The following is a 24,757-nucleotide window of genomic DNA, read 5'->3' as shown; positions in this document are numbered from 1 at the left end:
GTGTTGAAAATCCATTTTCTGCTTGTCGTTTTTTCTGCCCTACTGCTGGTGGGCTGCGATCGTTCCGAACCGGAAGTGAATGCTCCCCCACGCCAGGTAAAAGTATTTACTGTCGATGAAACGCACCGCCTTGATAGCCGCGTTTTTCCGGCCCGTGTGTTGGCCGGGGATGATACCACGCTGTCTTTCAAGCGCGCTGGCCAATTACAGCAGTTGAATATACGTGAAGGGGCCAAGGTCAAAGCCGGGGATATCCTGGCGCAGCTGAATGCGAGCGATGCCGGCCTGCGGGTAAAAGAACGCCAGAGCGCGTTTAACCTGGCGCAGCGTCAATTCGAACGTTTTTCCACCCTGGCGCAGCGGCATGTGGTTTCCCGCGCCGAGCTGGACGTGCAACGGGCAAATCGGGATTCGGCTTCCGCGGCGCTGAAGATCGCCCAGGAAGAGCTGCAATATCTGACGCTGCGCGCGCCGTTTGACGGCGTGATCGCCAGACTCAACGTGCGCAACCACCAGGTGGTTGCCGCCGGGCAGGCGATCGCCACCTTGAGCAGCCTGCAATCGCTGGACGTGGTGTTCAATGTGCCGGAAAGCCTGTTTACCAGCCTGGACGTGCGCAACGTCAATTATCGCCCGCGGGTGCGCATCAATAATCTGCCGGATCGCGAGTTTATCGCCAGCTATAAAGAGCATGCCACCAATACCGATTCCGGCACCTTGACCTACCAGATCACCTTGACCATGCCGCGCCCGGCGGATTTGCCGGTGGTCGGCGGCATGAGCGGCACCGTTTCCATTAATCTGGGCAATTTACCGACCGCTGCGCAGGCCAGCGCCATAGTGGTGCCGGTTGAAGCTGTGTTCAACCCGGATAAAAGCCAACTGAACCAGGCGCACGTCTGGGTGATTAAAGAAGAGAACGGCGCTTTGCAGGTGGAGGATCGCGTGGTCAAGGTCGGCCAGATAACCTCACAGGGCATTGAAATCACCGCCGGCTTACAGCCTGGCGATCGGATTGTCTCCGCCGGCGTCGGGGAATTGCGCGCGCAGCAGCCGGTGCGCATCTGGACGCGGGAAAGGGGTCTGTGATGATGGGCATGATCGACGGCATCATCAATAATCGAACCCGCGCCTGGCTGATGATTTTGCTGCTGGGCGTGGGTGGCATCATCGCTTTTTTTAATATTGGCCGCCTTGAAGATCCGGCTTTCACGGTGAAAACGGCGGTGGTGATCACGCAATACCCCGGCGCCTCCACGCAGCAGGTGGAAGAGGAAGTGACGCTGCCGCTGGAGAACGCGCTCCAGCGCCTGCCTTACCTGGATAACGTCAGTTCGATTTCCAGCGTTGGCCTGTCGCAGATCACCGTCAATATCCGTTCGCAGTACGGTGCCGCCGAGCTGCCGCAGATTTGGGACGAACTGCGCCGCCGCGTTGGCGATGCTGCCTTGCAATTCCCGCCTGGGGTCGCCGCCCCCTTTGTGAATGATGATTTCGGCGATGTGTACGGCTTTTTCTTTGCGATTTACGGCGACAACTATGACAACCAGGAACTGCGTAACTATGCAGAACAGCTGCGGCGCGATCTGGTCTTGTTGCCTGGCGTCGGCAAGGTGGCGATCGGCGGCGTGATCCCGGAGGAAATCCACCTTGAGATCTCGCGCGCCAAAATGAGCGTATACGGCATCACCCTGCAGCGGCTGGCAGATATCCTGAGCCGCCAGAATATCGTTTCCGATGCGGGCAGCATTACGGTTGGCAGTGAATCTATCCGGCTGCACCCTACCGGCGAATTCCAAAGCATCGAGGAACTGGGCAACCTGCTGATCAGCCCGCCCGGCAGCACGCACAGCGTCTACCTGCGTGATATCGGCACGTTGTCGCGCAGCCTGAATGACAAACCGACCAATATCTACCATGCCAATGGCCACAATGCACTGACCATGGGTATTTCGTTTGTGCCTAACGTGAATGTCATCACGGTGGGCAATGCCATCGAAGCCCAGCTCAAACGTATGGAGGCGGAGAAGCCGGCGGGCATTCAACTGAAGGTGTTTTACGATCAGGCGGCCGAAGTTAAGCACTCGGTGAACGGTTTTATTCTTAACTTCCTGATGGCGCTGGTGATTGTCATCGGCACTCTGCTGATTTTCATGGGGATGCGCAGCGGGGTGATTATTGCCGCCTCGCTTGCCATCAACGTGCTCGGTACGCTGTTAATCATGTATCTGCTGGGGATCGAACTGCAGCGCATTTCGCTGGGGGCGCTGGTTATCGCACTGAGCATGCTGGTGGATAACGCCATCGTGGTGGTGGAGGGCGCCCTGGTTGAGCAACAGCGTGGCAAACGGCCGCTCGACGCCGTGCGGCATATCATCAGGCGCTCGGCCTTGCCTCTGCTGGCGGCGACGGTGATTGCGGTGCTGGCGTTTGCGCCGATTGGTTTATCGCAGGATTCCACCGGGGAATATTGTAAATCGCTGTTCCAGGTGCTGTTGATTTCCCTGATGCTGAGCTGGTTGACGGCGCTGACGCTGACGCCGGTATTTATCAAGTGGGCGTTCGGCAAGGTGGATCTTAGCCTGAAAACGCAGACCGGCGGCGAGCCGGCATCGCCGTACAGCGGCCGGGTGTTCCGCATTTACCGCGGGATATTGAGCGGGCTGCTGCGCCAACGGGCGGTGACGCTGGTAGTGTTGGCCGGGCTGCTGGGCGCTTCAATTTATGGTTTTGGTCACGTGCGGCAGAACTTCTTCCCGTCTGCCAATACGCCGATTTTCTTTGTCGATCTGTGGCTGCCCTATGGCACGGATATCAACTACACCGCGGCGGTGACGAAAAACATCGAGCAGAACGTCAGCCAGCAACCCGGAGTGGAAACCACCGTGACCACCATCGGCCAGGGGAGCATGCGTTTTATGCTGACCTACAATTCACAGCGCCAGTACACCAACTATGCGCAAATCATGGTCCGGGTGGACGATCAGCGCCGCATCGGCGGCATTGCGCAGCAGATCCAGAATTACATCCACGCCAACCATCCGGACGTGAACGAGCGCATTAAACGCATCATGTTCGGGCCTTCCAACGACAGCGCCATCGAGGCGCGGATCAGAGGCTCGGATCCGGACGTGCTGCGGCACATCGCCAGCCAAATCGATGACATCATCATGGCCGACGGTGGGGCTGATGGCAGCCGCAACGATTGGCAGGAGCGCAGCAAGGTCATCCGCCCGCAGTTTTCCACTTACCTGGGGCGTGAGCTGGGGGTGGATAAGCGCGAGGTGGACAGCGCGTTACGGATGAATTTCGAAGGCGGCGTGGTGGGGATCTACCGTGACGGCTCGCGTTTACTGCCGATCGTGATGCGCCCGCCGGCCAACGAACGGCTTGATGCCGACCATATGGCTAATATCATGGTCTGGAGCCAGTCGCAGCAGCAGTTTATCCCGTTAAACAACGTGGTGAGCGCCTTTACCACCGAGTGGGAAGAGCCGCTGATCATGCGGCGCGATCGCATCCGGGTGCTGACGGTACAAACCGATCCCAGCCCGCTGAGCGGCGAAACGTCCGGCGATCTGCTGGCGCGCATCAAGCCAAAAGTGGCGGCGCTGGCGTTGCCTTTCGGCTACAGCATCGAATGGGGCGGCGACGCGGAAAGCTCCAGCGAAGCGCAATCGGGGCTGTTCACCACGTTGCCGCTGGGCTTCCTGGTGATGTTTATCATTACCGTGTTGATGTTTAGCTCGCTGAAAAATGCCGTGGCCATCTGGCTGACCGTGCCGCTGGCGATGATCGGGGTGACTCTGGGCTTCCTGTTGACCGGCATCCCCTTTGGCTTCATGGCGTTGATCGGGTTGCTAAGCCTGAGCGGGATGCTCATCCGTAACGGCATCGTGCTGGTGGAAGAGATCAACCAGCAAAAACGGGAAAAACGCCAGACGGCGGCGATTATCGACGCGGCTACCTCGCGCCTGCGGCCGATCCTGTTGACGGCCTTTACCACCGTGCTGGGGCTGGCGCCTCTGCTGCTGGACGTCTTCTTCCAGAGCATGGCGGTGGTGATTATGTTCGGCCTTGGCTTTGCCACGGTGCTGACGCTGCTGGTGCTGCCGGTGATATACAGCTGTATGCACCCAGAGCCGGCTGATAGCGCAAGCCCGGAATAAAGCCGGGTTAAAGAAGATTATCTTGATGGGCGTATCTTTTATCGCTGGCTAAAATACCGCAGGTAGCAGGAAGGTGAATATTCCTGCTATCTGAAGTGGATTTCCATTACACGGCAACGTCACATTCCCTCTTTTTTCTCTTTTGAGCGCTTTCCCCCCGATAAAAAATAGAAGATATATTAGCGTTGGTTAACATAAATAACGGATAAACAGTACCCATTATCGGTTTGGCGCTGGTTTGTTTTGTTGTTAATATGCCTCCAAGTTATGAGGTGTGGTCGTCACATAGTGATTTTTTATGTCTCCGTCTATTACACAATATAGGTATGGGGTTACGGATCTTTGGCCCTGAAGACAGGATGTCAGGCATTATTGGATACGGCCGCACGCTCCGCAAAGATCATCTTTTACATGTATTACGCATGTTTAATTATTTATGTTTTATTTTGAGGCCATACGTTATGAAAATTGCAAAATTTGCCCCACTTGCGTTGATTGCCGCATCCGGTTCCGCTTTTGCGTTGGGTTTTACCAGTGAAGTCGGCAAAGATTACACCAACCTCGATATGGAACTGGGGAAAAGCAGCTCCGGCCTGTATCTGCAAAGCAACTGGGTTAAAAACGTCAAAGACGGTGCGCAGGTTGGCGGCGTTGGCGCCGGTTATAACCTGGCGCTGGGGCCGCTGATGCTGAACGCGGGCGCCAAAGCGCTCTACATCGGCCCGAAAAAGGGCGATAACGGCATGGTATTCCCGATCGGCGGCGGCGTTACCTACAACGTAACCGACAGCATCGCCATTTACGGCGAAGGTTATTCTGCGCCGCAAGGGTTGGGCAACAGCGTTAAAAACTACGCCGAAGCCAACGGTGGGGTCAGTTGGGCGCCATTCACCCCGCTGACGGTGAAAGTGGGTTACCGCTATGCGGGCGTTGACGGTAAAGATGGCCGCCCTGGCCATACCTTGTTCGACGGGGTTTACGCCGGTGCCGGCCTGACTTTCTAATGCGCCAGCAGGGGGTAGCCGATACTATCCCCTGTGAATCTTTTCCTCACAATGCCTGCGTTATCCTATTCTTTGTTCCTTTTCTCTGCCCCTTTTCTCCGCGCCTGATGTAAATACTTCCTCAACAATGTGAACGCGACAGTTTTTCAGTATCATTGAAGTGGTATTATAAATACATCTTTTATTTTATTATTCTCATCTGGAAAGGGGTAACGGTGATTTTTTATCTGGTTTCTGATGACAATATGCTATTCAACGGACTGTCTACGCTATTGTTGGATGAAGGCGTTGATCATCCGTTATTGAAACGTAAGTACAGCGAATATGCGGCATGTCTGTTTATTGTTGATGCCAGAGTGGCGCGGTGGGAACTGGAATTACTGTTGTATGAACGGCCCGATGGCCATTTTATTATCTTGTGTTTTTCTTCCGCCGAGCTTGAACGTTGGCAGGAAAAATATATTTGCATTGATATGTCGCTTTCTCTTGGCGCTGTGCGTGCCAGCCTGCTTAAGGCTATGGTGGAAGATGCCGGGAGAATACGCATGGGGCAAACCCAGGATCTGTTTAGGCCGGTGTTGACGCTAAAAGAGAAGGATGTCTTCAGAGGGTTAATGATGGGGAAAAACGTGCGCCAGATAGCGGAACTGTGCGGCTGCGATATAAAAACCGTTTACGGCCACCGCAGAAACCTGGTGGCAAAGCTCGGGTTCAATAACTTTAACCAGCTGTATTTGCATTGCCAGGGTTGAGCCGCCCCTGGCTCACCAGGGGCGTGCTTGCGCGCGCAGTTTTTAGCCCTGCAGCGTTGCCGCCAACTGCCGGAATGCCGCTACCTGATCCGCCAGCAGTTGCCGGTGGCTGTCGCGGCCCAGGAAAATCTTGAACATGGCTTTTTCTTCGCTATTGAAAAAGATCACCGAAGCGGTCTCCATCCCCATGAACTTGCGCTCAATCAGGGCAATATGCGCGCAGTTTTCCGCCTTGATATGGCCGCTCATGCCATTTTTACCCCGCAGATTAAAGTAGCCGTGGCGGTGGAAGCCGGAAGGCAGATCGCCGGAAAACTCTAAAATCACATCGTGGTTATGCACCAGCGTTGTCACTTTCCCCCAGCCGGTGATGGCGTCCCATACGGCGTCAAATTGCTCCCCGCTGACCACCCGGTGAACCGGAACCTGTTTAACCACGGCCAGCAGCGAGGTTTGATATTTTTCGGCAATGTCTTCCAGCGTGCCATCGGGCTCTGTGCGCATAAACTCGGCCAGGGATAAGGATGAATCCGAAGGTGTCATAGTAGGGTGCTCCTTTGTGGTAATGAAGTAGGGGATTCGGGATTGAGCTGGAGGATCAGCTGTTGCAGCGATTGCAGCAGATTGCTGGCCCAAAAGCGGCCTTCGTCGGTCAGGCGTATGCAGGTGCCGGCGTCTTTGGTCAGGCCGGCCTGGTGCCACTGGCTTAATAATGGCGCCAGCCGCTGCGCATGCGGCGTAATTTCAGGCAACGGAATGCGGCCGATTTCAACCCCTGCCTGCAGGGCATGGCGCCACTGATTATCTGCCGTGCTGTGCATCATCATCATCAACGGCTTCTGTTGTTGCTCAATCGCCTGGTAGTACTTGCTTAACTGGCGCTCGACCATGTAGGTTCGGCCGTTAACCGAACCGCCGCCGCCAGCGCCCATCGCCAGGCAATCCGCACCGCGTTTGATCAACAGGTTGTACAGGTTGCGTTCGCGAGTGGTGCATGCCCAATGGCTATTGCTGATATGGCGCCAACCGGCGTCGTCGAGCATCTGGCAGCCTTGCAGGTAAAGATCGCGCCGTTCGAGCGGGGTGGGGATCGTGACCCGTTTGTTTTCGACCGCTTTCGCCAACGGCGTGCCGGGCAACAGGTTCAATGCGTAGAGATCTACACCGTCCAGGCCGATATCCTGGGCGATGGTTAAATCTTCCGCCCAGTTTTCCGCGTCTTGGCCGGGCAGGCCGAACAGCAGATCGCAGACGATCGCAGCGCGATCGCGCTTGCTCAGCCCTTCAATAAAACGCCTGGCCTGCGGCCCGTCGGATGTTCGCCCCATCTGTTTGCGAATGCGGCTATTGAAGGTCTGGATGCCGATAGAAAAACGATTAGCGCCGGCGTCCAGGCAAGCGTCGATGCGCTCATCATCAAAATCCAGTACGCGCCCTTCAATGGTAATTTCGCAGTCCGGCGCCAGCGGCAGCCGGGCCCTTAAGGTTTGAATAATGCGGAACAAGTCTTTCGCCGCCAGAGCGGAAGGGGTGCCGCCGCCAAAATAAACCGCATGAATGGGTGCGGATTGGTGGAGCGGGCTGCCGGATTCCATGTCGATTTCCCGCAGCAGATATTGCGTATACTGCTCGCAACTTTCTGGTTTATAGCGGTTTTGATAAAACGCACAGAACTTGCAATGGGTGGCGCAGAACGGCACATGCAAATAGAGCAGCCTTTTACGCGCCGGAGCTGCCTGGCTGACCAGTGATTGCCATTGCGCCTGCACCTGTTCTGGCGGTATGGGTGCCGTGGGGCGCCAGGGCATGGTGGCGCGGCGGTCTGTAAATGGCTGTGCACCGGCTTGCGCATAGTGAGGGGTGAAATCAATCAGCGGGGAGCCCATATAACGCCTTTGCAGTCGGTCAATTTCACGGAATTAAATGATAATAAAACTCGTTTATCAAATAAAAAGTGTCGCGATCACGAAAATAAAACCTTATAGGGAAAAAAGAGTAACACTGGGATGCGATTAATTAACCTGGCTTGTCTATTTTTATGGGAATTTAACAATAATACTCATACATAAGTTTTATTAATATTAGTTTGGCATTCATAGTAAGTATATTTTTTCTTTGAATGTCACTAAGAATAATTCTTGGCGTTTTGATTTTAATCAACGTGCATTTCATTTCCGATAATATTTCTCGATCGCAACCGCCGTTTTCTGTAAAACCACAAAACAATTGATAATGATTCTCACTTGCCTTCGGGGTTGATTGCCATGCCATGCAAAAATGCGATCTCATTTTGTGGTTTGTTCCTTATTTCAGGGGGTTATTCTTTTGCTCAACCGGTGACTACCGCTGAGGATGCGGCGCAAAGCAGCGATACGATAGTGGTGAGCACCAGCCGTTCTGAGAAATCAGTATGGGAAAGCCCGGCTTCTGTTCAGGTTATTGGCGCCGACGAATTGGAAAAGTCTACCAGCGAATCGCTTGCCGACGTGCTGCGTGATATTCCTGGCGTTGAGGTTTCCGATAATTCATTGGCCGGCCGAAAGCAGATCCGTATTCGCGGTGAAGATCCATCACGGGTATTGGTATTAATTGATGGGCAAGAGGTGACATATCAGCGCTCGGGCATGGGTTCCGGCCCAGGGTTATTGATTGATGAATCGGCAATTGAGCAAATTGAGGTGGTAAAAGGGCCAAACTCTGTTTTATATGGCTCGCAGGCGATCGGCGGGATAATTAATTTTATTACCCGCAAAGGAGGAGACAAACCTTTTGGCGGCAGTATTAAAACGGTTTATGACAGCGCCACCAATGGCTGGAACAGTTCCGGCTCGGTGTATGGCACGGTGGAAAACTTCAGCTACCGCCTAAGCGGCAGTTATGCCGATCACGGCGATCGTAAAACGCCAGACGGCCGTTTACCGAATACCAACTATGGCAATCAAAGCCAGAGCGCCTGGCTGGGGTATACGTTAGGGCGGCACCAGTTTGGCTTGTCGGTGGATCGCTACCGTCTGGATACCCAAACCTATTTCAACGATCCCAGCTATCAAAGCTTCAGCGTTAAATTGCCGAAGCTTGAACGTGAGAAGATCGCCCTGTTTTATGACTATGACGCCGGCGGCGACTTTCTCAAAAAGGTTCATCTGAATGCCTATCATCAGGTGCTGGAGCGCAAATTTGAAAATGAGATTGCCGTCAGTACAGCGTCGGATAGCCCAATGATTGGCACGGTAAACGTCGCTAACCAAACCCAGATCCATGACACGCAAAACACCCAGGGCCTTACCTTGCAGAGCGATTGGGCCTTATTTGAACGCGATGCGTTGATCCTGGGCGCGCAGTATCAGCAGGATCGGGTGAAACAAAACTCCTGGGGCAATGTGGCGACTTCTACCACCACTGGCTTCCCGTCTGCGGCTAATAAGACCACCGAGACCCATGCCAATAACCGTTGGCAACAAACCAACTGGGCGCTGTTCGGCCAGAATGAGTGGGCGTTCGCCGATAACTGGTCCTGGATCGTCGGCGCTCGCCAGTTCTGGGTGGAATCAAAATCAATCGGCGGCGATAAGCAGATTACCGATTCCCTCAGCGGCGCAAGCTATACCGCGTTCAGCGATAATTCCGTGCGCGACAACGCCTTTATCACGGCCACGAGTTTGCGCTATTCCGGCTTTGACAATCTGCAACTGCGGATGTCCTTTGCGCAGGGATATGTCTTCCCGACGCTGTCCAATCTGTATATTGAAACCTCGGCGGGCGGCGGTACAACGTACGGCAACCCGAACTTAAAAGCCGAACACTCCAATAACTATGAGATTGGCGCCCGCTATAAAGGGCATGCGTGGCTGATTGATAGCGCGGTTTACTACGCCGAGGCCAAAGATTACATCGCCAGCCTGGCCTGCACCGGGCAGGCCATCTGTAACGGCAACAGCAGCACCAGCAATACGGCATATCAGTATTACGCCAATGTGAATAAAGCCAAAACCTACGGAATGGAAGTGACCGCGGAATATAACGGTTGGTCGTTTGTACCTTACGTCAGCGGTAACCTGATGCGCCGCCAGTTCGAGATGCCGACGATGAAAACCTATGATTCCGGCGAACCAATGTTGACCGGGCGCGCCGGGGTTAAGCATACGCTGGCGCTGAACGCGTTTGATGTCGAGTCCAATCTGTTTATTCGCGCGGCTAGCCAGGCGAAAGACAGCACCGGCTCTGCAACGGTGCGTTACCCCGGCTGGGCGACGTTGAATTTCGCCGTCAGCACGCAATTTGGCGACGACAATCAATACCAAACCACGTTGGCGTTGAACAACCTGACGGATAAGCGTTATCAGACGGCGCATGAGTCTATTCCGGCGGCGGGCTTTAATGCGGCCCTGGGCGTTGGCATGAAATTTTAGGGGTTGAGGATGAAACGTCTGGTTATTGCTTTGTTGGCCGGTTGGCTGTGCGCCACGGCGCAGGCACAGGAACGGCTGGTGGTGGTCGGCGGCTCGCTGGTGGAAATTGTTTATGCGCTCGGCGCCGGGGATCGGGTCGTGGGGGTGGATAAAACAACGTCTTATCCGCCGCAAACGCAGGCGCTGCCGCACGTTGGCTACTGGCTGCAACTGAGCGCTGAAGGGCTGCTGGCGTTGCGGCCCGATAAACTGATTACCTGGCAAGATGCCGAACCGCGCAGCGTGCTGGAACAGCTGCGCCAGCAGCACGTGGATATTATTACCTTACCGCGCGCGCCCGCCACGGCAGAACAGTTACTCGGCAACATAAGAACGCTGTCGATGGCGCTGGGGGCCACGGAAAAAGGCCAGGCGCTGGTTAACGATATCAGCCAGCGCTTGGCTGCCGTCTCGCGCAAAGCGGCAACACAGCCTGCGCCGGTGAAGGTGTTGTTCATGTTATCGGTGGGCGGCGGTTCGCCGCAGATTGCCGGCAGCGGGACGGTGGCCGATGGCGTTTTGCGCCTGGCCGGCGGGCGCAATGTCGCCACCCATAGCCAGTATCGGACTTACAGCGGTGAGGCGATTATTGCCGCCAACCCGGATGTGATCGTGGTTACCACGCAAAGCCTGGCCGGGGGAGGCGGGAAAAAACTGCTGGGCAATATTCCCGGCGTTGCCCAGACGGCCGCGTGGCGCAATAACCATATTGTGACCATCGATCAGGCGCTGATTTTGGGCATGGGGCCGCGAATCGCCCAGGCGGCGGAACAGCTCTACCAGGGCTTTTATCCCGCGAGCCGGTAGGCGGCAACGCAGCGACAAATTCGTCGGGAGCAGATTTGAAGGCTGCGGGCAGCGGCCCCATCGGGGCGAGGACCAGGGATGGGCCGAGTAATAAAGCCAACACACCTGCAACTTGCAGTATGAAGGGGATATATATTAAGCACTGGCAAGCAAATCCCTCAGCGTTATCATCAGCATCATCGGATCCATCGGCGAGGGCTCAAACCCCACCCGTTGGTAAAAATCCCGCGCTTCATCAGATAACGCATGAACCAGCATCCCCCGGATACCGATAGTTTCCGCCACTTGAATCACCCGTAGGCCGGCATCTCGCACCAGTGCCCGTCCGACGCCCTGACTGTGCAATGATTTATCTACCGCCAGGCGCCCCAGTATGACCACCGGGATTGGATCAGGCATATTACGGCGAAAGCGGCCAGGCGCCGCGTTTGCCACTACCGCACTGGATGCCAGTGAGTAATACGCCAGCACTTTTGCACTGTCGCAGCAGACAAATGTTCTTGATGCACCGGTTAACTGATTTTTCATCGCCCGTTGTTTCAGCCAGTTATCCATAGAATCCACGCCGCAACAAAACGGGCCGAGTACATGTTCAGCATGAAGCGGCTCCGGGGGGGAGATCATTTTTTCTGATCCCAAGGCGCAGGCGTTTGCATGGTTTTTCGCAGCGCGGCGTTTGGCGCAGGAGCCTGATCCAGACGGGTAAGAAATTCCTGATAGGCTTCAGGATCCGCCATAATAATGCGTTGTTCGATTAATGCTTCTTCTGCGGCGGCGCGAGCCGCTTCCAGAACAAAATCGGTTCGGTTTTTGCCTTTGGCTTTCGCGGCTCGATCGATAAGATCGCGTTCGGCGGGTTTGATGCGTAAATTCAGTGTTTCGCGCTTGCCGGAAACGTGATTCGTCACGGGCATATTGTGATTCTCCGGGTGTTCCGCTGGGTGTTAATTATACAATATGCGTAACGCTGATGTCATTACGATTTATAGCTAGGATGAGGAACTGAATTTCAATTTAATCGATAACGCTATGTTGCCAAGTAGACAGCTAACAACAACCTCTGCGCCTTAGGCGGCATGCTCCTTGCTTATTACTTGCGTATAAAAAGGACACGCCGCCCTTGGCCAGGGGTTATCGGTACACCAGTAAAAAACGGCGTGCTGTGATTAACCCCGCTTAACCGGCATCGGCATAACGCGCCGCGTTCTGCTGGCGGCGGCTATACAGGCTTTGCGATATCACTGCGGCCACGATAATCACCCCGCCGACGAGAGCGTGCGGTGCCGGCGCTTCCCCCAGGAACAGGTAAATCCACAGCGGCGCCAATGCGGTTTCAAGCAGCAGAAACAGCCCGGCGTTCGCCGGTGAAACAAAGCGCGTGGACAAGGCAATCAGTCCCATCGCCAGCGGCATAATCAGCGCGCCTTCCACTACCACCCAGAGCCATTGCGTATTGCTGAGCAGCAGCGAGGTGTCGAACATCTGTTTGCCGTTGAACGCCATGATCAGCAGCGATGCCAGCACGCCGCCCAGAGACGGCAAGCCGACCGTACCGCTGTTGACCTTTGAGGAAAAGATGAACGCCAGCGCCATTGATACCGCCGTCGCCAGCGCGAAGGCGTTGGCCACCGCGCTCTGATCGCCGGATTTGCCGAACATCACAATCACCACCCCGATAATCCCCGCCAGCGCTGCCGCCATCAGGCTGCGATCGATACGCACGCCGAAGAACAGGCGTGAGATCAGCGCGGAAATAAAAGGCGTGGAGGAGATGATGACCAGCACCGTGGCGATATTGCCGCGGTTGAGCGCATTGACGAAGCAGGCCGAGGCCACGCAGAAGAACAGCGCCGACAGCCAGTTATCACGCGTTAGCCAAGGGGTGCCGATGGTGCTGCGGCTGCGCTGCCACAACAGCCAGACGGCGAAGAACATTCCCCACATACACAACCCGCGCAGCACGACAATCAGCCAGGAATTTGGGATGGACATCAGGCGGATAAACACGGAATCGGTGCTGAGAATAATTCCCCCTATTATCCCAATCAGGTTGCCGGGGTTTTGTTTCATGGTGTACTCCAGAGTGTTGTTAGTGTTGAAATGATTTCATCGGTGGCGTCGTGGTGCTCGCCGGCCTGGCCGCGCGCCCAACCGGAAAGCCGCAGCGTTTGCGTTTCCGGGAACCAACTGCCGCCGAGGGCTTTTGCCCGCTGGCGCTGCGCCGCATCAAGCGCCGGCAGCGCCAGACAACTGAACGGCAGGCCGGGATCGCTGACCGAGGCACACTCCGCGCCGCCCGGCGCCGTTAGCCGGATGGCACCCACCTGCGCCACGTTGTAGGGTTGCCATTGGCTGCTATGCACGTTTTTCAGGGCTTCCTGCAGTGGGCAGAGCGACGCGGTAGCCTCTTCAAACAGCCGCAGTTCACTGCGCAGCAGGGTACTGAACTGCGCCGTTCGCATCGCGACGATCGCCAGCCCAACGGTCAGCGAAGCGTGCTTATGCAATGGCGCAATAAAAACGTTGCTTTGCGTCACCAGGCTTTGGTGCAGGCCGGTGGCAAAGCTGTGCGAAGCGTCCACCACCGCGTTGCCGGGGCCAGGATTGATGGTATTCACCGCGCCGGTATACGGGTTGACGTGGGTGATGATGTGCATTTCCCCAGGCCAGGCGGCATTCAGCGTGGCATCGGGGAACAGCAGGTTGATCGGCTGATAGTGTTCGTGGCGGGCCAGGCACAGCGTAACGTTCTGCTTACAGAACAAGTGCGACAGGATCACCATCCCGATCCGGACGGATGGGACAAAGAAGACATCGTACTCGTCCAGTTTATACAGGCGCGTTAGCGCAGTACGCAGCTCATCGCGGTACTGGCCGGCCCGTTTATAAAACCGATCGCCGTGGGCCTGCTGTAGCAGCGGCGATAACGAGGAGGCATCCATCAATCGATAATCCCTTGTTGATAGAGCAGGGGCAGAATGTTGTCGCGGAAGATCGAACCCACCGCGATCTCGTTCGCCGGCTGCCGATAGTTGACCCAGGCGATCTCTTCGATCTCTGCGCTAGCGCGTGGTTGCCCGACGATCTCAACGTGATAAACGTGATTTTCAATCATCACGTCTTCAAATTCGGCGTGGCCGTGAAACAGGCCGAAAGGGCGGACGTCACGCACCCCGACGGCCAGCTCTTCCCGCAGCTCGCGGCGCAGGCAGCTGAGGTGATCTTCCCCTGGGTGCAGCTTGCCCCCCGGTGAGATAAAAATCTGGGTGCCGCGCTTGCGAGTCAGAAGCAGTGCACGTTGGTGCAAAATAATCGCTGCGCATTTCACAATAACTTTCACGGGATGCTCCTGCTTATACGGCCGTCAACTGAGGGCTGGCCGCCATATCGACGAGCGTATTGCCGGAGAGGAAGTTGATGATGTCTATCGCCCGCGGGGTTTTTTCCTGTAAATAAGCCAGGATCACCTCGTCGCTGGGGGTCGTGAAGCTATCGGCGAAAATACTGATGCCTTCCAGCGATTTAGTCGAAATGCCGAGCTGCAAAAGCCGGTATTTCACGTCTTCCGCCGAGTGGGCGAATTCGTAAATCGGCGAATGGTAGTGAATGCCAAATTCCGCCATCAGCGCGACCAGGTACTCTTTAGCGACCAACCGCTGCTCTGGGAACTCTCTCTGGTAATGGGTGATGCCGTCGTTGATGGTGGTAATGCCATGGTGGCGGCAGAAATCCACCAAGTGTGCGTGGATCGCCAGCTTCTCGCCGAGTAGCACCAGGTTTTTGCGGTAGTTGAGGATATCCTGCTCCAGGTTTTCGATGGCGATCGAACGGAAGGCGCCGCTGATGTCCGCAACGGTATGCCCCAAGACCAGATCGCCGAACCGGGCCTTCAGTTCATCCACCCGGTGCGCCAAAATCCCGCGGTGCAGTGAACAGCCGCTGTTGCCCGACCATAAATGCACCGGGATACCTTGTAACATCAGATAACAGGCTGCCAGGGTGCTATCCCTGCCACCGGTGAACATAACTAACTGGGGTTGTATCTGTGAGGAACTCATAATTACCACGTCTATGTTGCTGTGCTTCGGTTAAATGAGGAGCGGGAACCCGTGTGAAAACGGCATTGGGTCACTCCGTTGGCCCGTTGCTGATAATCAGACTAAAACGTTTCGGCTTGCGGTTGTAATGATATAATCACACACTGAATGTGAGATTTTCTAACAGGGTGGGGTATGGCCGATCTACCGTCGTTGCGGGCATTGCACTATTTTCAACAGGCGGCGCGCTTTGAAAACTTCAGCCTGGCGGCTGAATCGCTGAACGTGACCCATAGCGCCATCAGCCACCAAATCCGGCAGTTGGAGGCGCAGCTCGCCACGCCGTTGTTTACCCGCAGCCATGGGCGGGTATTTCTCACCCCGGCCGGCGAACGGCTGAAAAAAAGCTGTTTGCAGGCTTTTGGCGAGCTTGAACGTGCCTGCCATGAGATTAAAAACCAGGGGGCAAGCCCGCTAACCATCGCCTGCGCGCCAAGCTTTCTGGCCCAATGGTTGCTGTCGCGCATTGGTCGCTTCTCGGAGCGGCATGCGGACATTCCTCTGACGTTTCAAACCTGTACCGATATTGAACAACTGAAAAGCGGCTATAGCGATGTGCTGTTGCTAAGCCACGAACGGCCGGTGGATCCGGATATCGAAACCACGCTGCTGAGCGTGGATTACATCGGCCCGGTATGTGCGCCGGATTTCACGCAGGCCTTTACCTACGCGACGGACTTTTCCACGCTGCCCCTATTGCACGCTGACACCAAGGTTCACGCCTGGGCCGAATGGGCCAGGAAAACCGGCGCCCAGGGGGACTTTTGGGCCGGCCGGCATTTTGAAAACCTGATGCTGGCTATTCAGGCCGCGCGCAGCGGGCTTGGCATCATCATGACGCCGCAAATGTTGGTCAAGAAAGATATCCAGCAGGGGACGTTGGTTGCCCCATTGGGCTTTGTGGAGGTGGATCGCGCCACCTGGATGATGGTGCATGCGCAGCGCAAGGAGGAGCGTGCTATTCGCCTGTTCTGCCGTTGGCTGTTGGAAGAGGCGGCATACGGCGAGGAATAACGGCGGCCGGTGCGCTGGCCGCCATCAGGGGGTTACATTGCCTGCCCGCTAAGCAAATCTACCTTGCTTTGCGCGCTCAGGCGCGTGATATAGGCGCTGGCGTTCGGGCCGAAGCTGATGTCTTTGACGATGCTCAACGAGCGCAGCAGCGGGAACAGGATAAAGTCCGTTGTGCTGACCTCGGTTTTCCCTGCCAGCAGCGGCTCCAGTTCGGCGAGTTTTTGCTGCACTTGCGCGACCAGCGCTGGGGTTTCCGCCGTCAGCGCGTCCAGATCGCCAAAGGCTTTTTGTTCCCGCTCCAGATAGGCCTGGCGTGCCTGTGGGGTGGCCAGTTCTTGAAAATCGCCGCGGGTGAAGCGGGGCACTGCCAGCTTGAAGATCGCGCCCGATGCGGCTTTGCCCCAGGCTTCGATCGCAGGATCGACCGGCTGGTCGGCGATTAACGGCGCCTTAAGCGCATCAACGTAATGCACGATGTCCATGCTTTCCGGCATAAAGCTGCCGTCATCCTTGGCCAGAATCGGCACCACCTTGCGCCCGACCATGCGGATAGGGGTTTCTGCATCGCCTTCCATAATCACTGCCTGCTCATAGGCAATATCTTTCAGCCCAAAGATCATCCGGGCCCGGACGCAGAACGGGCAGTGTTCATAAATGAAAAGTTTCATGGGGGATCGACCTCGTTTGTGATTGGCGAACGGTAGGTAATGGTTAATGTTATCCGCCATTATACTGTTCTATACCCTTCATACTTCAAGTTGCAGACGGCGTAAAAAATGGCAGCCGGAGCTGCCATGGGTGTGGTCACCACTCAATATACGTCGCGCAGGTAGCGCTTTTCCTTTTTGAGCTGGTTGACGTAGTCCGCGGCTTTTTCTTCTGACAGGCCGCCGTGCTGGGCGATCGCCTGGTGCAGCGCCTTATCGACATCCTTCGCCATGCGGGTTGCATCGCCGCAGACATAGAAGTGGCCGCCTTCCTGCAGCCAGGCGTAAAGCTTCGCGCCCTGTTCGCGCATCCGGGTCTGCACGTAGATCTTTTCGGCCTGATCGCGTGAAAAAGCCAGATCGAGCTGGGTCAGCAGGCCATTTTTCTGCCAGTGCGCCAGTTCATCCTGGTAGATGAAATCGTGCTGATGGTGCTGATCGCCAAATAACAGCCAGTTTTTGCCTTTGGCGCCGCTGGCCTGGCGTTCCTGCAAGAAGGCGCGGAACGGCGCAATACCGGTGCCGGGGCCGACCATGATTAACGGCGCATCGCTATCGGCGGGCACACGGAAGGCTTTATTCGGCGAAATGAAGATGGACGGTTTTTCGCCGCGCCGGACGCGATCGGCCAGATAGGTCGAGCATACGCCGCCGCGTGCCCGGCCGGCGCTGTGGTAGCGCACTGCGGCCACCGTCAGGTGCACCTGATCGGGGTGGGCTTTCTGGCTGGAGGAAATGGAGTAAGCGCGGTGCTGCAACGGGCGCAGCTGCGCCACAAACTCCTGCACGCCGATCGCACGGCTGGGATCCAACTGCAGCAGATCGAGCGTGTCTTTGCCCCACAGCCAGACCGCCAGCGTGTCTTTATCATCATGCTGCAGAATATGGCGCAGCTCTTCGTTGGCCGTATATTGGCCGACCCATTCAATCAGTTTGCGTGACGGTTCGCTGATTTCAAACTGGTAGGTCAGCAGATCGCCCAGGCTGCTGTCATGGCCGGGAACCGGCGTGTCATACGCTACGTTCAGGCGGGTGAGCAGCAGATTGACCAGCGCCGGATCGTTCACCGGGATCACCCCTAACGCATCGCCGACTTCATAGCGAAGCCCGCTGCCGGCCAGATCAAATTCAAGGTGACGAATGTCTTTACCGGAGAGCTCGCCGGACAGGCGCTGGTTGGTGACCAGGGCCGCCGCATAAGGGTTATGTTTGTTGCTGCCGGGGATCGCCGGGGCCTCTGGGGCGCTGGCGAGCGCCGTACCGCTGCCGCCCGCACTGGCGGAAAACTGCGGTATCGCGCTGCCGATCCAGTCGCTGGCCGGCTGTTCGTACTCCACGTCGCAGTCGACGCGATCTGTCAGCCGCTTGGCGCCCAGTTGCTCCAGGCGCATATCAATGAATTTGCCCGCCTGGCAAAAACCGTCATAGCTGGTATCGCCAATCGCCAGCACGGCGAAGTGCATCTGCTCCAGGCGCGGTGCCGTGCTGGCGGAGATCGCATCCCAAAACAGCTGGGCGTTGTCCGGCATTTCACCTTCGCCGTAGGTCGAGGTGATGATCAGCACGTGACGCATGGTTGCGAAGACGTCAAGATCGACTTCCCCCAACGCCTGAACCACCGGCACCATCCCCTTGGCCCGTGCCGCGGCGGCGGCGTTCTGCGCCAGCGCTTCGGCATTGCCGGTTTGAGAACCGAACAGGATATGAAGCTGCGCCGCATTAGCCGTGCCGGCGCTGCCTGCGGCCGGCTGGGTGCCTTCGATAACTAACAACCGCGAGTGTAGCCCGGCGAGAAACCCCGCCAGCCAGGATTTCTGTTCACCGTTAAACGGTGCGTCTTCAGGAATGAAGGGTATTTTCATGGATATTGATTCTCGATTCCGTCTTTGCGTTTTCTGTAAATTCAATGTTCATTGTTCATCGCCACGCGATCAGGCCAGCTTGCCCACCGTCGCCGCCAGTTCAGGCAGCGCGGCGCGGGCAAACAGCTCTTCGAAGTCCGGCAGGCTGCCCAGCGTCTGCGTGTTGCGCGCATCCTGATGGATAATCCAGCCGTAGGTCGCCAGGCTGTCCATCGAACGGATATTGCGTTGCTTCAGCGCCGCCTTATAGTCCGCCACGCGTTTGGCGGCGATCAGCGCCGCCAGCTCATCATCGCTGTAGTGCTCGATGGCGGCCCGGCCGTGGCGCTGCAGTTTGCTCATCAGCGCGAAATCCTCCGTCATCAGCAGGTTACGCACCGCTTTCTGGGCGGCTGGGTCTTCCACGCTGGTGCCTTTGGGTAAACGAGAAAGCGCCAACTGCTGGGCGGTGCTTAGCACGGTGTAGTTGTTGAGCAACACCAGCATTTCCGCCGTGTCGGTATCGCCATAGCCCGGCACTGCGCCGCCAGCGATGGCTTTGTTATCCCGCCATGCGCGTTTGAACTTGGCGACCTGATGGGTCGCCAGCGCGACGGACAGCTCTTCCAACAGATCTTTGCGCGGTTTGGCCTTGAGAATTTCGCCGGCGTCCTGATACAGCAGCAGCGCGCGCGGCATCACGTAAACAAAGTGCGCCCGTTCGGCCTGCCAGTTATCCAGCAGCCAGGCGGCACGCTCGGAGCCGGTGGCTTCCAGATGCCACTGCAGCATCGCCAGCACCGCTTGCTCATGCACCTGCGCCATGGCATCGTCGGCGGCGATGGCGCCGTACAGCACCGAGTCGCCGGCTGCGTGCGCGGCCAGTGCGCCGTAGGGATCGTACTGGTAGGCGAAACCGCCGCTCATACCGTTGCCGAAGCCCTTGCCAAAGGTGCCGAGGTTGAGTACGGCGCCGTTGGTCATATATTCACAGCAGAAATCCCCCACGCCCTCTACCACCGCCGTGGCGCCAGAGTTGCGCACGGCGAAACGGTCGCCGGCCTGGCCCTGCACAAACAGCCGGCCGCCGGTGGCGCCAAACAGGGCGAAGTTACCAATCAGCACATTGCCGCCGGGTTCCTGTGAGCCGCCGCCCGGTGAGGTGACGATGATTTCGCCGCCGCACTGGCCCTTGCCGACGCCGTCGTTACAGGTGCCGCTGTGCTGCAGTCGCATGCCGTCGTTGCAGAACACGCCGTAGGATTGGCCGGCGGAGCCGGATGTGGCGATACGCACGGTGCCTGGGTGCAGGTAGTGGCGACCGCGATCGTCGAACAACACGGCCGGCATGTTGGCCAACTGCGTATGATCCAACTGGTGGTTGAGCAGCCGTTCGATGTCGATCGCCAACTGGCCGCCCACGCTCTTGTAGCGGTTGTTGAGGGTGATGCCCTGGCCCAGTTCCAGATCGGTTAGCCCTTGCTCCACCAGCGCGCTGTGCAGTGGCGCCACCCAGGATTCGTCCAGGTGGAAGTCTTTTTCCAGATAGACCGGGTGAGCGATTTTCACCTCCGGCACCACGGTCAGCATGGCGCGCAGATCCAACTGGCCCACTTCGCGCGGGTGGTCCATCAGGTGCAGCAGATCGGCGCGGCCGCGCGCTTCGCGCAGCGAACGCAGGCCGAGCCAGGCCAGAATTTCACGCACTTCGTGCGCCACGTTCATAAAGTATTGCGCCAGTTGGCGAGGATCACCGTTGAAGGCTTCGGCGTTGGTGGTTAACCCCGCCGGGCACTTCACGTTGCAGTTTTTCGCCATGACGCACTTGAGCATCATCAGCGCGGTGGTGCCGAATTCGAAGCTGTCGCCGCCCAGCAGTGCGGATTTCACCACATCGCTGCCGGTTTGCTGCGCGCCGGAGCAGCGCAGGGTGACTTTATCGCGCAGGCCATTGGCGCACAGCGCCTGGTGCACTTCGGCGATGCCGATTTCCGCCACGCGCCCGGTGTATTTCAGGCTGGTGACTGAAGCCGCGCCGGTGCCGCCGGTGTTGCCGGCCACGTTGATCACATCGGCGCCGGCTTTCGCCACGCCAACGGCGATGGTGCCGATGCCTTCCGACGACACCAGTTTGACGATCACCCGCACCCGCGCCGCTTTGCAGTCATGGATCAACTGCGCCAAATCTTCGATCGAGTAGGTATCGTGGTGCGGCGGCGGTGAAACCAGTTCAACCCCCGGCGTACCGCCGCGGGCGGCGGCGATTTCCACCGTCACTTTCGGCGCCGGCAACTGGCCGCCTTCGCCGGGCTTGGCGCCCTGGCCGATTTTGATTTCCAGCTCTTCCAGCATCGGATCGGCCAGGTAGCCGGCCCATACGCCAAAGCGGCCGGAAGCCAGTTGTTTGATGCGTGAAGCACGCAGGGTGCCATGGCGTGAATAGTGCTCGCCACCTTCGCCGCAGTTGCTCATGCCGCCAACCATGTTGGTGCCGTGCGCCACCGCTTCGTGCGCCGGGGCCACCAGCGCGCCGTGGCTCATGGCGCCGGAGGCGAAGGTACGGGTAATTTCGCTGGCCGGCTGCACGGCGCTTAACGCCAACGGCGCCGGTGCGGTAAAGATGCGCGCCAGATAATCGGCGGCATCGCCCCGCGCGCGAAGGCGCAGCGTATCGTCCACGATTTCGCGTTCTTCAATCTCGTCGGCAAAGCGGTTAACCAGCGCCAGAGCAAGTGCCTTCAGCCGTTCAGCCGTGGACTTCAGGCCGTCGACGGCGTCCACCAGGCGCAGTGTGAAGCGCCCGTCGCCTGCGTTTTCACACTCCAGCCCGCGAATCGCAAACCCGTTATTGATCAGCGCATAGCGGCCCAGTTTGCGGCCGAACTCCATCACGCTGTCGATGTGGGTTAAATCCGCCGGGAATGCCAGAATGTCGCGTAGCGCGGCCGGGCGGCGTTTGCGTTCCTGGGCCATCAGGGCCGAGAACTCGCGGTAGTCCGGGGTCACCTGGAAGTGATCGATGGTGGCGTTTGACAGGCGATCAAAGCTGGTGTGGGCAAACGCGGCCGGCTTGAGCGCAAAGGCATCATCCAGCTTGGACAGCGTCAGCAGGCGCATGAAGCGATCTTCTTCACGCGGTTTGTCGACGAAGCGGATCGGCCGCTCCGTCATATCGATAAAGCTGCGCACGGCGATGGTGCCGTAAGAGTGGCCGGCGCCCTCGGCGCGTTCTTTAAACAGCCCTAGCAGCGGCACATCGGCTTCGCCTTTGACCTTCAGCGCGCTTTGGTGCCAGTCTACCGTCATTTGGGCGATGGCGGCGAAGTCGGCGCCGCCCACCGGCGTTTTGATGTTGGGGAAGTATTTCTTCAACACCGGATCGTTGGTATCAAGGAAGTTCGGCTCGAAAAACTCACCGCAGGTGTAGCTTTCGACGGTGCACAGGCCCACTTTGCCCATGGTTTTCATCAGCGCTTTTTCCGCCGCTTTGGCATAGCGTTTAAACGCTTTGTTGCCTTCCTCGCCTTCGCCGTATTTTTCTTCGGCGCGCATCTGCACGCCTAATGGGTAGATAGCCGAGGCGCCAAAGCCCAGCGCCGCGGCGATGTGGTGCGAAGAAATGCTCTGGCCGCTTTCCACGACCAGCGAAAGATCCAGGCGCAGGCCCTCTTGCACCAGCCGTTGGTTGATGGCGGAAACCACCAGCAGCATCGGCATGGCGGCGCGGGTGGAGGAGATGTGGCGATCTGTGATCACCGCGATACCGCCTTGTTCACGGGCGAAGTCCACCACCTGCTGTGCCAGCGCATCAATCGCGGCTTCCAGCGCGTTGGCGTTGGCGGCGCGGCTGATGAGATCGTTGCCGATCACCGGCGTATACAGCATTTCAAAGCGGGCGTAGGGCGCCACTTGCTGTTCGCGCAGGCGCAGCATATCCAGGTGGGTGAGGATCGGGCTGGGCACGATAATCTGCCGGCCTTTACTGCGGCCCAGATGGGGTTTGGCGCCCAGCGCCACGCGCAGCGTCATACCGTCGGCCTCGCGGATGGAGTCCAGCGGCGGGTTGGTCACCTGCGCAAAGCGCTGTGAGAAATAGTGCGCGACGCCGCCTTCGTGGTCGGACAGCACGTTGATGGCGTTGCCGTAACCCATGGCCGAAATTTTTTCCGCGCCGGTGGCCAGCATCGGGTCCATCATGAACTTGAAGCTTTCCTGGTTGTAATAGTAGGCGACAAAGCGCTGGTAGCGTTCCAGATCGCCGTTGTAGCGCAGCGGCGACCCCTGTTTTTCCGCCGGGATTTGCGGCAGATCCTGCAGGGTGATGCGCGCGCGCAACAGCAGCGCCGGGTAGTCTTTTTCGGCTGCCAGTTTTTCCAGCGCTTCCACCGTGGTGAAGCTGCGTTTTTCCCGGTGATCGTAATACAGCATGCCGCCGGCTTCGATGCGACCGCGGCGCAGCACGCTTTCCGGTGGGAAGGCGATCTGGCCCGCTTCCGACATGGCGCCAATATAATCCGCGGTTTCCACGGAGCGCAGCGGGCGCAGGCCCAGGCGATCAAGCCGCGCGCCAATCACTTCGCCGTTGCCGAAAATCAGCGCTGCCGGGCCGTCGTTCTTTTCTTCATACAGCGAGAAGTATTCCAGCATGGCGCGCACCTGCGGCGACAGCGAATCGTCGTTCTCCCACGCCGGCGGCATCATCGACACCACGGCGGTGATCAGATCCAGATCGTCTTCCATCAGGCGGCTGTGAATGGTTTGGTCCAGCCGCGAACTGTCGGACTGCCCCTTGGGCCGCACGATGTTTTTGCCGCGTGCCAGTGCCAGCGCGGCTTCGGCGATGCGGTTTTTACGATCGGTATTCAGCTCGCCGTTATGCGCCATCAGGCGGAACGGCTGCGCCATGGTGGTGTGCGGATCGGTGTTGGTGGAAAAGCGGGTATGGAAGAACAGGCTGTGCACCGCGTGATCCGGATCGGTAAGATCGCAAAAATAGGGGATCACTTCGTTGGAGTTCAGCCGCGCTTTGAACACCTGGGTACGCGAGGAAAGCGAAAGCGGATAGAGGCCGCCAAATTCGCTTTCGGTAAAGGCACGGGCTTCAATATCTAGCAGCGCGCGGTAAATGTGCTTTTCAAACGCATTCTGATCGGCAATGTCCTGTGGCGCGTTAAATATCCATTGCACGATAGGCAACTGGAAAGCGATCGCCGCAGGGCGCAGCACGCTGGTGTCGAGCGGAATATCCCGTTTTACTATCACGCCAAGCCCATAGGTGGCGAGCACGTCTTCCACCAGCCGTTCGGCGTTGGCGCGTAGCTCTGGATCTTTGGGCACAAAGAAGTTGCCCACGCCAAAGCGCCCGGCTTCCAGCGGCAGGCCGGTGAGTTTGCGGAAAAAGGCCAGAGAAAGATCCACGTTGACCCCCGCGCCATCGCCCACGCCTTCTGCTGACATACCGCCACGGTGCGGCACGGTACACAGCGCGCTGTGCGCCATACTGAGCACCTCGTGGGTTTGCGTGCCATCCTTACGGGTGATGAACCCTACGCCACAGCTATCGCTGGCCTGGGCCGGATCATACAGACCGTAGGGATAAGGGTTTGGATTTGTCATCGGGGTTCTCCTTTGCACGAAATGGGATCAGTTCGGTGCATTTCATGCAAATTGTTGATGTATAAAAATATTATATTTTCGCTGACATTGCTCTACTCATAAAAGAGCATTGAGCGTATTTCCCCAGGCCCTGCTGGGGTACTCCCCTTCACCGCCAGAACGCGGGCACCTTTACCGCGAGCGATCCCTCACTGAGCCCGGCTATGCCTAACGCGTCAGTGGTTATGCCGCTCTCTTTTCCGGCCTCTCAAAACGATCTCACAAGTGGTGATGGCTTGCCTGATGAGGGAGTCTTCTTTTTA

General features: G+C 57.5%; 18 protein-coding genes. 7 read left to right on the top strand and 11 right to left on the bottom strand.

Going from position 1 to position 24,757, the window contains the following annotated elements:
* Positions 1–3 precede the first annotated feature (3 nt).
* The 4 genes from ABFX35_RS12490 (at position 4) to ABFX35_RS12475 (ending at position 5,925) form a co-directional block, all read left to right on the top strand.
* Entirely contained in the window at positions 4–1,089 is a 1,086-nt protein-coding gene (locus tag ABFX35_RS12490; RefSeq protein ID WP_346081386.1) for an efflux RND transporter periplasmic adaptor subunit, read from the top strand.
* A gap of 2 nt (positions 1,090–1,091) precedes the next feature.
* A complete protein-coding gene (locus ABFX35_RS12485) occupies positions 1,092–4,169 on the top strand; it encodes an efflux RND transporter permease subunit (RefSeq protein ID WP_346081708.1) in 3,078 nt (1,025 codons plus the stop codon).
* A 461-nt stretch (positions 4,170–4,630) separates the two neighbouring features.
* A complete protein-coding gene (locus tag ABFX35_RS12480; RefSeq protein ID WP_095847220.1) occupies positions 4,631–5,173 on the top strand; it encodes a YfaZ family outer membrane protein in 543 nt (180 codons plus the stop codon).
* Positions 5,174–5,388: 215 nt separating this feature from the next.
* Positions 5,389–5,925 (top strand): helix-turn-helix transcriptional regulator, encoded by a 537-nt coding sequence (locus ABFX35_RS12475; protein ID WP_346081384.1) that lies wholly within the window; start codon positions 5,389–5,391, stop codon positions 5,923–5,925.
* Between the two features lie 42 nt (positions 5,926–5,967).
* Here the strand turns inward: ABFX35_RS12475 and hutX are convergent, their stop codons facing one another.
* Both hutX and hutW read right to left on the bottom strand, forming a co-directional pair.
* Positions 5,968–6,468 carry a heme utilization cystosolic carrier protein HutX gene (hutX, locus tag ABFX35_RS12470; RefSeq protein WP_346081382.1) on the bottom strand — a complete coding sequence of 167 codons (501 nt, stop codon included), beginning with the start codon at positions 6,466–6,468 and terminating at the stop codon, positions 5,968–5,970.
* Positions 6,465–7,811, bottom strand: coding sequence for a heme anaerobic degradation radical SAM methyltransferase ChuW/HutW (gene hutW, locus ABFX35_RS12465; protein ID WP_346081380.1), 1,347 nt, complete (start codon positions 7,809–7,811; stop codon positions 6,465–6,467). The genes hutX and hutW overlap by 4 nt, the downstream gene beginning before the upstream one ends.
* Before the next feature lie 378 nt (positions 7,812–8,189).
* On the opposite strand from hutW, the gene ABFX35_RS12460 reads away from it, so the two are divergent.
* Together ABFX35_RS12460 and ABFX35_RS12455 are read left to right on the top strand one after the other, a co-directional pair.
* On the top strand, positions 8,190–10,334 hold the full coding sequence (locus ABFX35_RS12460) for a TonB-dependent receptor plug domain-containing protein (protein WP_428832191.1): 2,145 nt from the start codon (positions 8,190–8,192) through the stop codon (positions 10,332–10,334).
* 9 nt (positions 10,335–10,343) lie between these two features.
* On the top strand, positions 10,344–11,180 hold the full coding sequence (locus ABFX35_RS12455; protein WP_346081376.1) for a heme/hemin ABC transporter substrate-binding protein: 837 nt from the start codon (positions 10,344–10,346) through the stop codon (positions 11,178–11,180).
* A gap of 135 nt (positions 11,181–11,315) precedes the next feature.
* Here ABFX35_RS12455 and ABFX35_RS12450 read toward each other — a convergent pair whose 3' ends face one another.
* The 6 genes from ABFX35_RS12450 to ABFX35_RS12425 form a co-directional block, all read right to left on the bottom strand.
* Positions 11,316–11,804, bottom strand: a complete 489-nt coding sequence (locus ABFX35_RS12450) for a GNAT family N-acetyltransferase (RefSeq protein ID WP_346081374.1) — start codon at positions 11,802–11,804, stop codon at positions 11,316–11,318.
* Entirely contained in the window at positions 11,801–12,094 is a 294-nt protein-coding gene (locus tag ABFX35_RS12445; RefSeq protein ID WP_095847226.1) for a type II toxin-antitoxin system TacA family antitoxin, read from the bottom strand. The genes ABFX35_RS12450 and ABFX35_RS12445 overlap by 4 nt, the downstream gene beginning before the upstream one ends.
* A 262-nt stretch (positions 12,095–12,356) precedes the next feature.
* A complete protein-coding gene (locus ABFX35_RS12440; RefSeq protein WP_423783622.1) occupies positions 12,357–13,250 on the bottom strand; it encodes a DMT family transporter in 894 nt (297 codons plus the stop codon).
* Entirely contained in the window at positions 13,247–14,122 is an 876-nt protein-coding gene (locus ABFX35_RS12435; RefSeq protein ID WP_346081706.1) for a DUF6024 family protein, read from the bottom strand. Before ABFX35_RS12435 ends, ABFX35_RS12440 begins: the two co-directional genes overlap by 4 nt.
* Complete coding sequence (locus tag ABFX35_RS12430) at positions 14,122–14,520, bottom strand: NUDIX hydrolase (RefSeq protein WP_095847228.1); 399 nt, start codon at positions 14,518–14,520, stop codon at positions 14,122–14,124. Before ABFX35_RS12430 ends, ABFX35_RS12435 begins: the two co-directional genes overlap by 1 nt.
* Positions 14,521–14,533: 13 nt before the next feature.
* Positions 14,534–15,205, bottom strand: coding sequence for a hypothetical protein (locus ABFX35_RS12425; protein WP_095847229.1), 672 nt, complete (start codon positions 15,203–15,205; stop codon positions 14,534–14,536).
* A gap of 207 nt (positions 15,206–15,412) precedes the next feature.
* Between ABFX35_RS12425 and ABFX35_RS12420 the strand changes: the two genes are divergently transcribed.
* Positions 15,413–16,291 carry a LysR substrate-binding domain-containing protein gene (locus tag ABFX35_RS12420; RefSeq protein WP_279022735.1) on the top strand — a complete coding sequence of 293 codons (879 nt, stop codon included), beginning with the start codon at positions 15,413–15,415 and terminating at the stop codon, positions 16,289–16,291.
* Between the two features lie 32 nt (positions 16,292–16,323).
* Here ABFX35_RS12420 and grxB read toward each other — a convergent pair whose 3' ends face one another.
* The 3 genes from grxB to ABFX35_RS12405 form a co-directional block, all read right to left on the bottom strand.
* Positions 16,324–16,959, bottom strand: a complete 636-nt coding sequence (gene grxB, locus ABFX35_RS12415) for a glutaredoxin 2 (RefSeq protein ID WP_279022736.1) — start codon at positions 16,957–16,959, stop codon at positions 16,324–16,326.
* 143 nt (positions 16,960–17,102) lie between these two features.
* Positions 17,103–18,860, bottom strand: coding sequence for a sulfite reductase subunit alpha (locus tag ABFX35_RS12410; RefSeq protein WP_346081370.1), 1,758 nt, complete (start codon positions 18,858–18,860; stop codon positions 17,103–17,105).
* Positions 18,861–18,929: 69 nt separating this feature from the next.
* Positions 18,930–24,455, bottom strand: a complete 5,526-nt coding sequence (locus tag ABFX35_RS12405) for a glutamate synthase-related protein (RefSeq protein ID WP_346081368.1) — start codon at positions 24,453–24,455, stop codon at positions 18,930–18,932.
* Between the last annotated feature and the right edge of the window lie 302 nt (positions 24,456–24,757).

This window comes from Gibbsiella dentisursi, from assembly GCF_039539505.1.
Classification (GTDB): Bacteria; Pseudomonadota; Gammaproteobacteria; order Enterobacterales; family Enterobacteriaceae; genus Gibbsiella; species Gibbsiella quercinecans.
The sequence above is the reverse complement of the archived record's forward strand: the minus strand, read 5'-3'. Positions and strand labels throughout refer to the sequence as shown.

Excerpts from the sequence above, each read along its gene's own strand:
- ABFX35_RS12480 (WP_095847220.1), top strand. The coding sequence starts at position 4,631 with ATGAAAATTGCAAAATTTGCCCCACTTGCGTTGATTGCCGCATCCGGT.
- ABFX35_RS12460 (WP_428832191.1), top strand. The coding sequence starts at position 8,190 with ATGCCATGCAAAAATGCGATCTCATTTTGTGGTTTGTTCCTTATTTCA.
- ABFX35_RS12450 (WP_346081374.1), bottom strand. The coding sequence starts at position 11,804 with ATGATCTCCCCCCCGGAGCCGCTTCATGCTGAACATGTACTCGGCCCG.
- ABFX35_RS12455 (WP_346081376.1), top strand. The coding sequence starts at position 10,344 with ATGAAACGTCTGGTTATTGCTTTGTTGGCCGGTTGGCTGTGCGCCACG.
- ABFX35_RS12410 (WP_346081370.1), bottom strand. The coding sequence starts at position 18,860 with ATGAAAATACCCTTCATTCCTGAAGACGCACCGTTTAACGGTGAACAG.
- ABFX35_RS12425 (WP_095847229.1), bottom strand. The coding sequence starts at position 15,205 with ATGTTCACCGGTGGCAGGGATAGCACCCTGGCAGCCTGTTATCTGATG.
- ABFX35_RS12445 (WP_095847226.1), bottom strand. The coding sequence starts at position 12,094 with ATGCCCGTGACGAATCACGTTTCCGGCAAGCGCGAAACACTGAATTTA.
- ABFX35_RS12440 (WP_423783622.1), bottom strand. The coding sequence starts at position 13,250 with ATGAAACAAAACCCCGGCAACCTGATTGGGATAATAGGGGGAATTATT.
- ABFX35_RS12405 (WP_346081368.1), bottom strand. The coding sequence starts at position 24,455 with ATGACAAATCCAAACCCTTATCCCTACGGTCTGTATGATCCGGCCCAG.
- hutX (WP_346081382.1), bottom strand. The coding sequence starts at position 6,468 with ATGACACCTTCGGATTCATCCTTATCCCTGGCCGAGTTTATGCGCACA.
- ABFX35_RS12485 (WP_346081708.1), top strand. The coding sequence starts at position 1,092 with ATGGGCATGATCGACGGCATCATCAATAATCGAACCCGCGCCTGGCTG.
- hutW (WP_346081380.1), bottom strand. The coding sequence starts at position 7,811 with ATGGGCTCCCCGCTGATTGATTTCACCCCTCACTATGCGCAAGCCGGT.
- grxB (WP_279022736.1), bottom strand. The coding sequence starts at position 16,959 with ATGAAACTTTTCATTTATGAACACTGCCCGTTCTGCGTCCGGGCCCGG.
- ABFX35_RS12435 (WP_346081706.1), bottom strand. The coding sequence starts at position 14,122 with ATGGATGCCTCCTCGTTATCGCCGCTGCTACAGCAGGCCCACGGCGAT.
- ABFX35_RS12420 (WP_279022735.1), top strand. The coding sequence starts at position 15,413 with ATGGCCGATCTACCGTCGTTGCGGGCATTGCACTATTTTCAACAGGCG.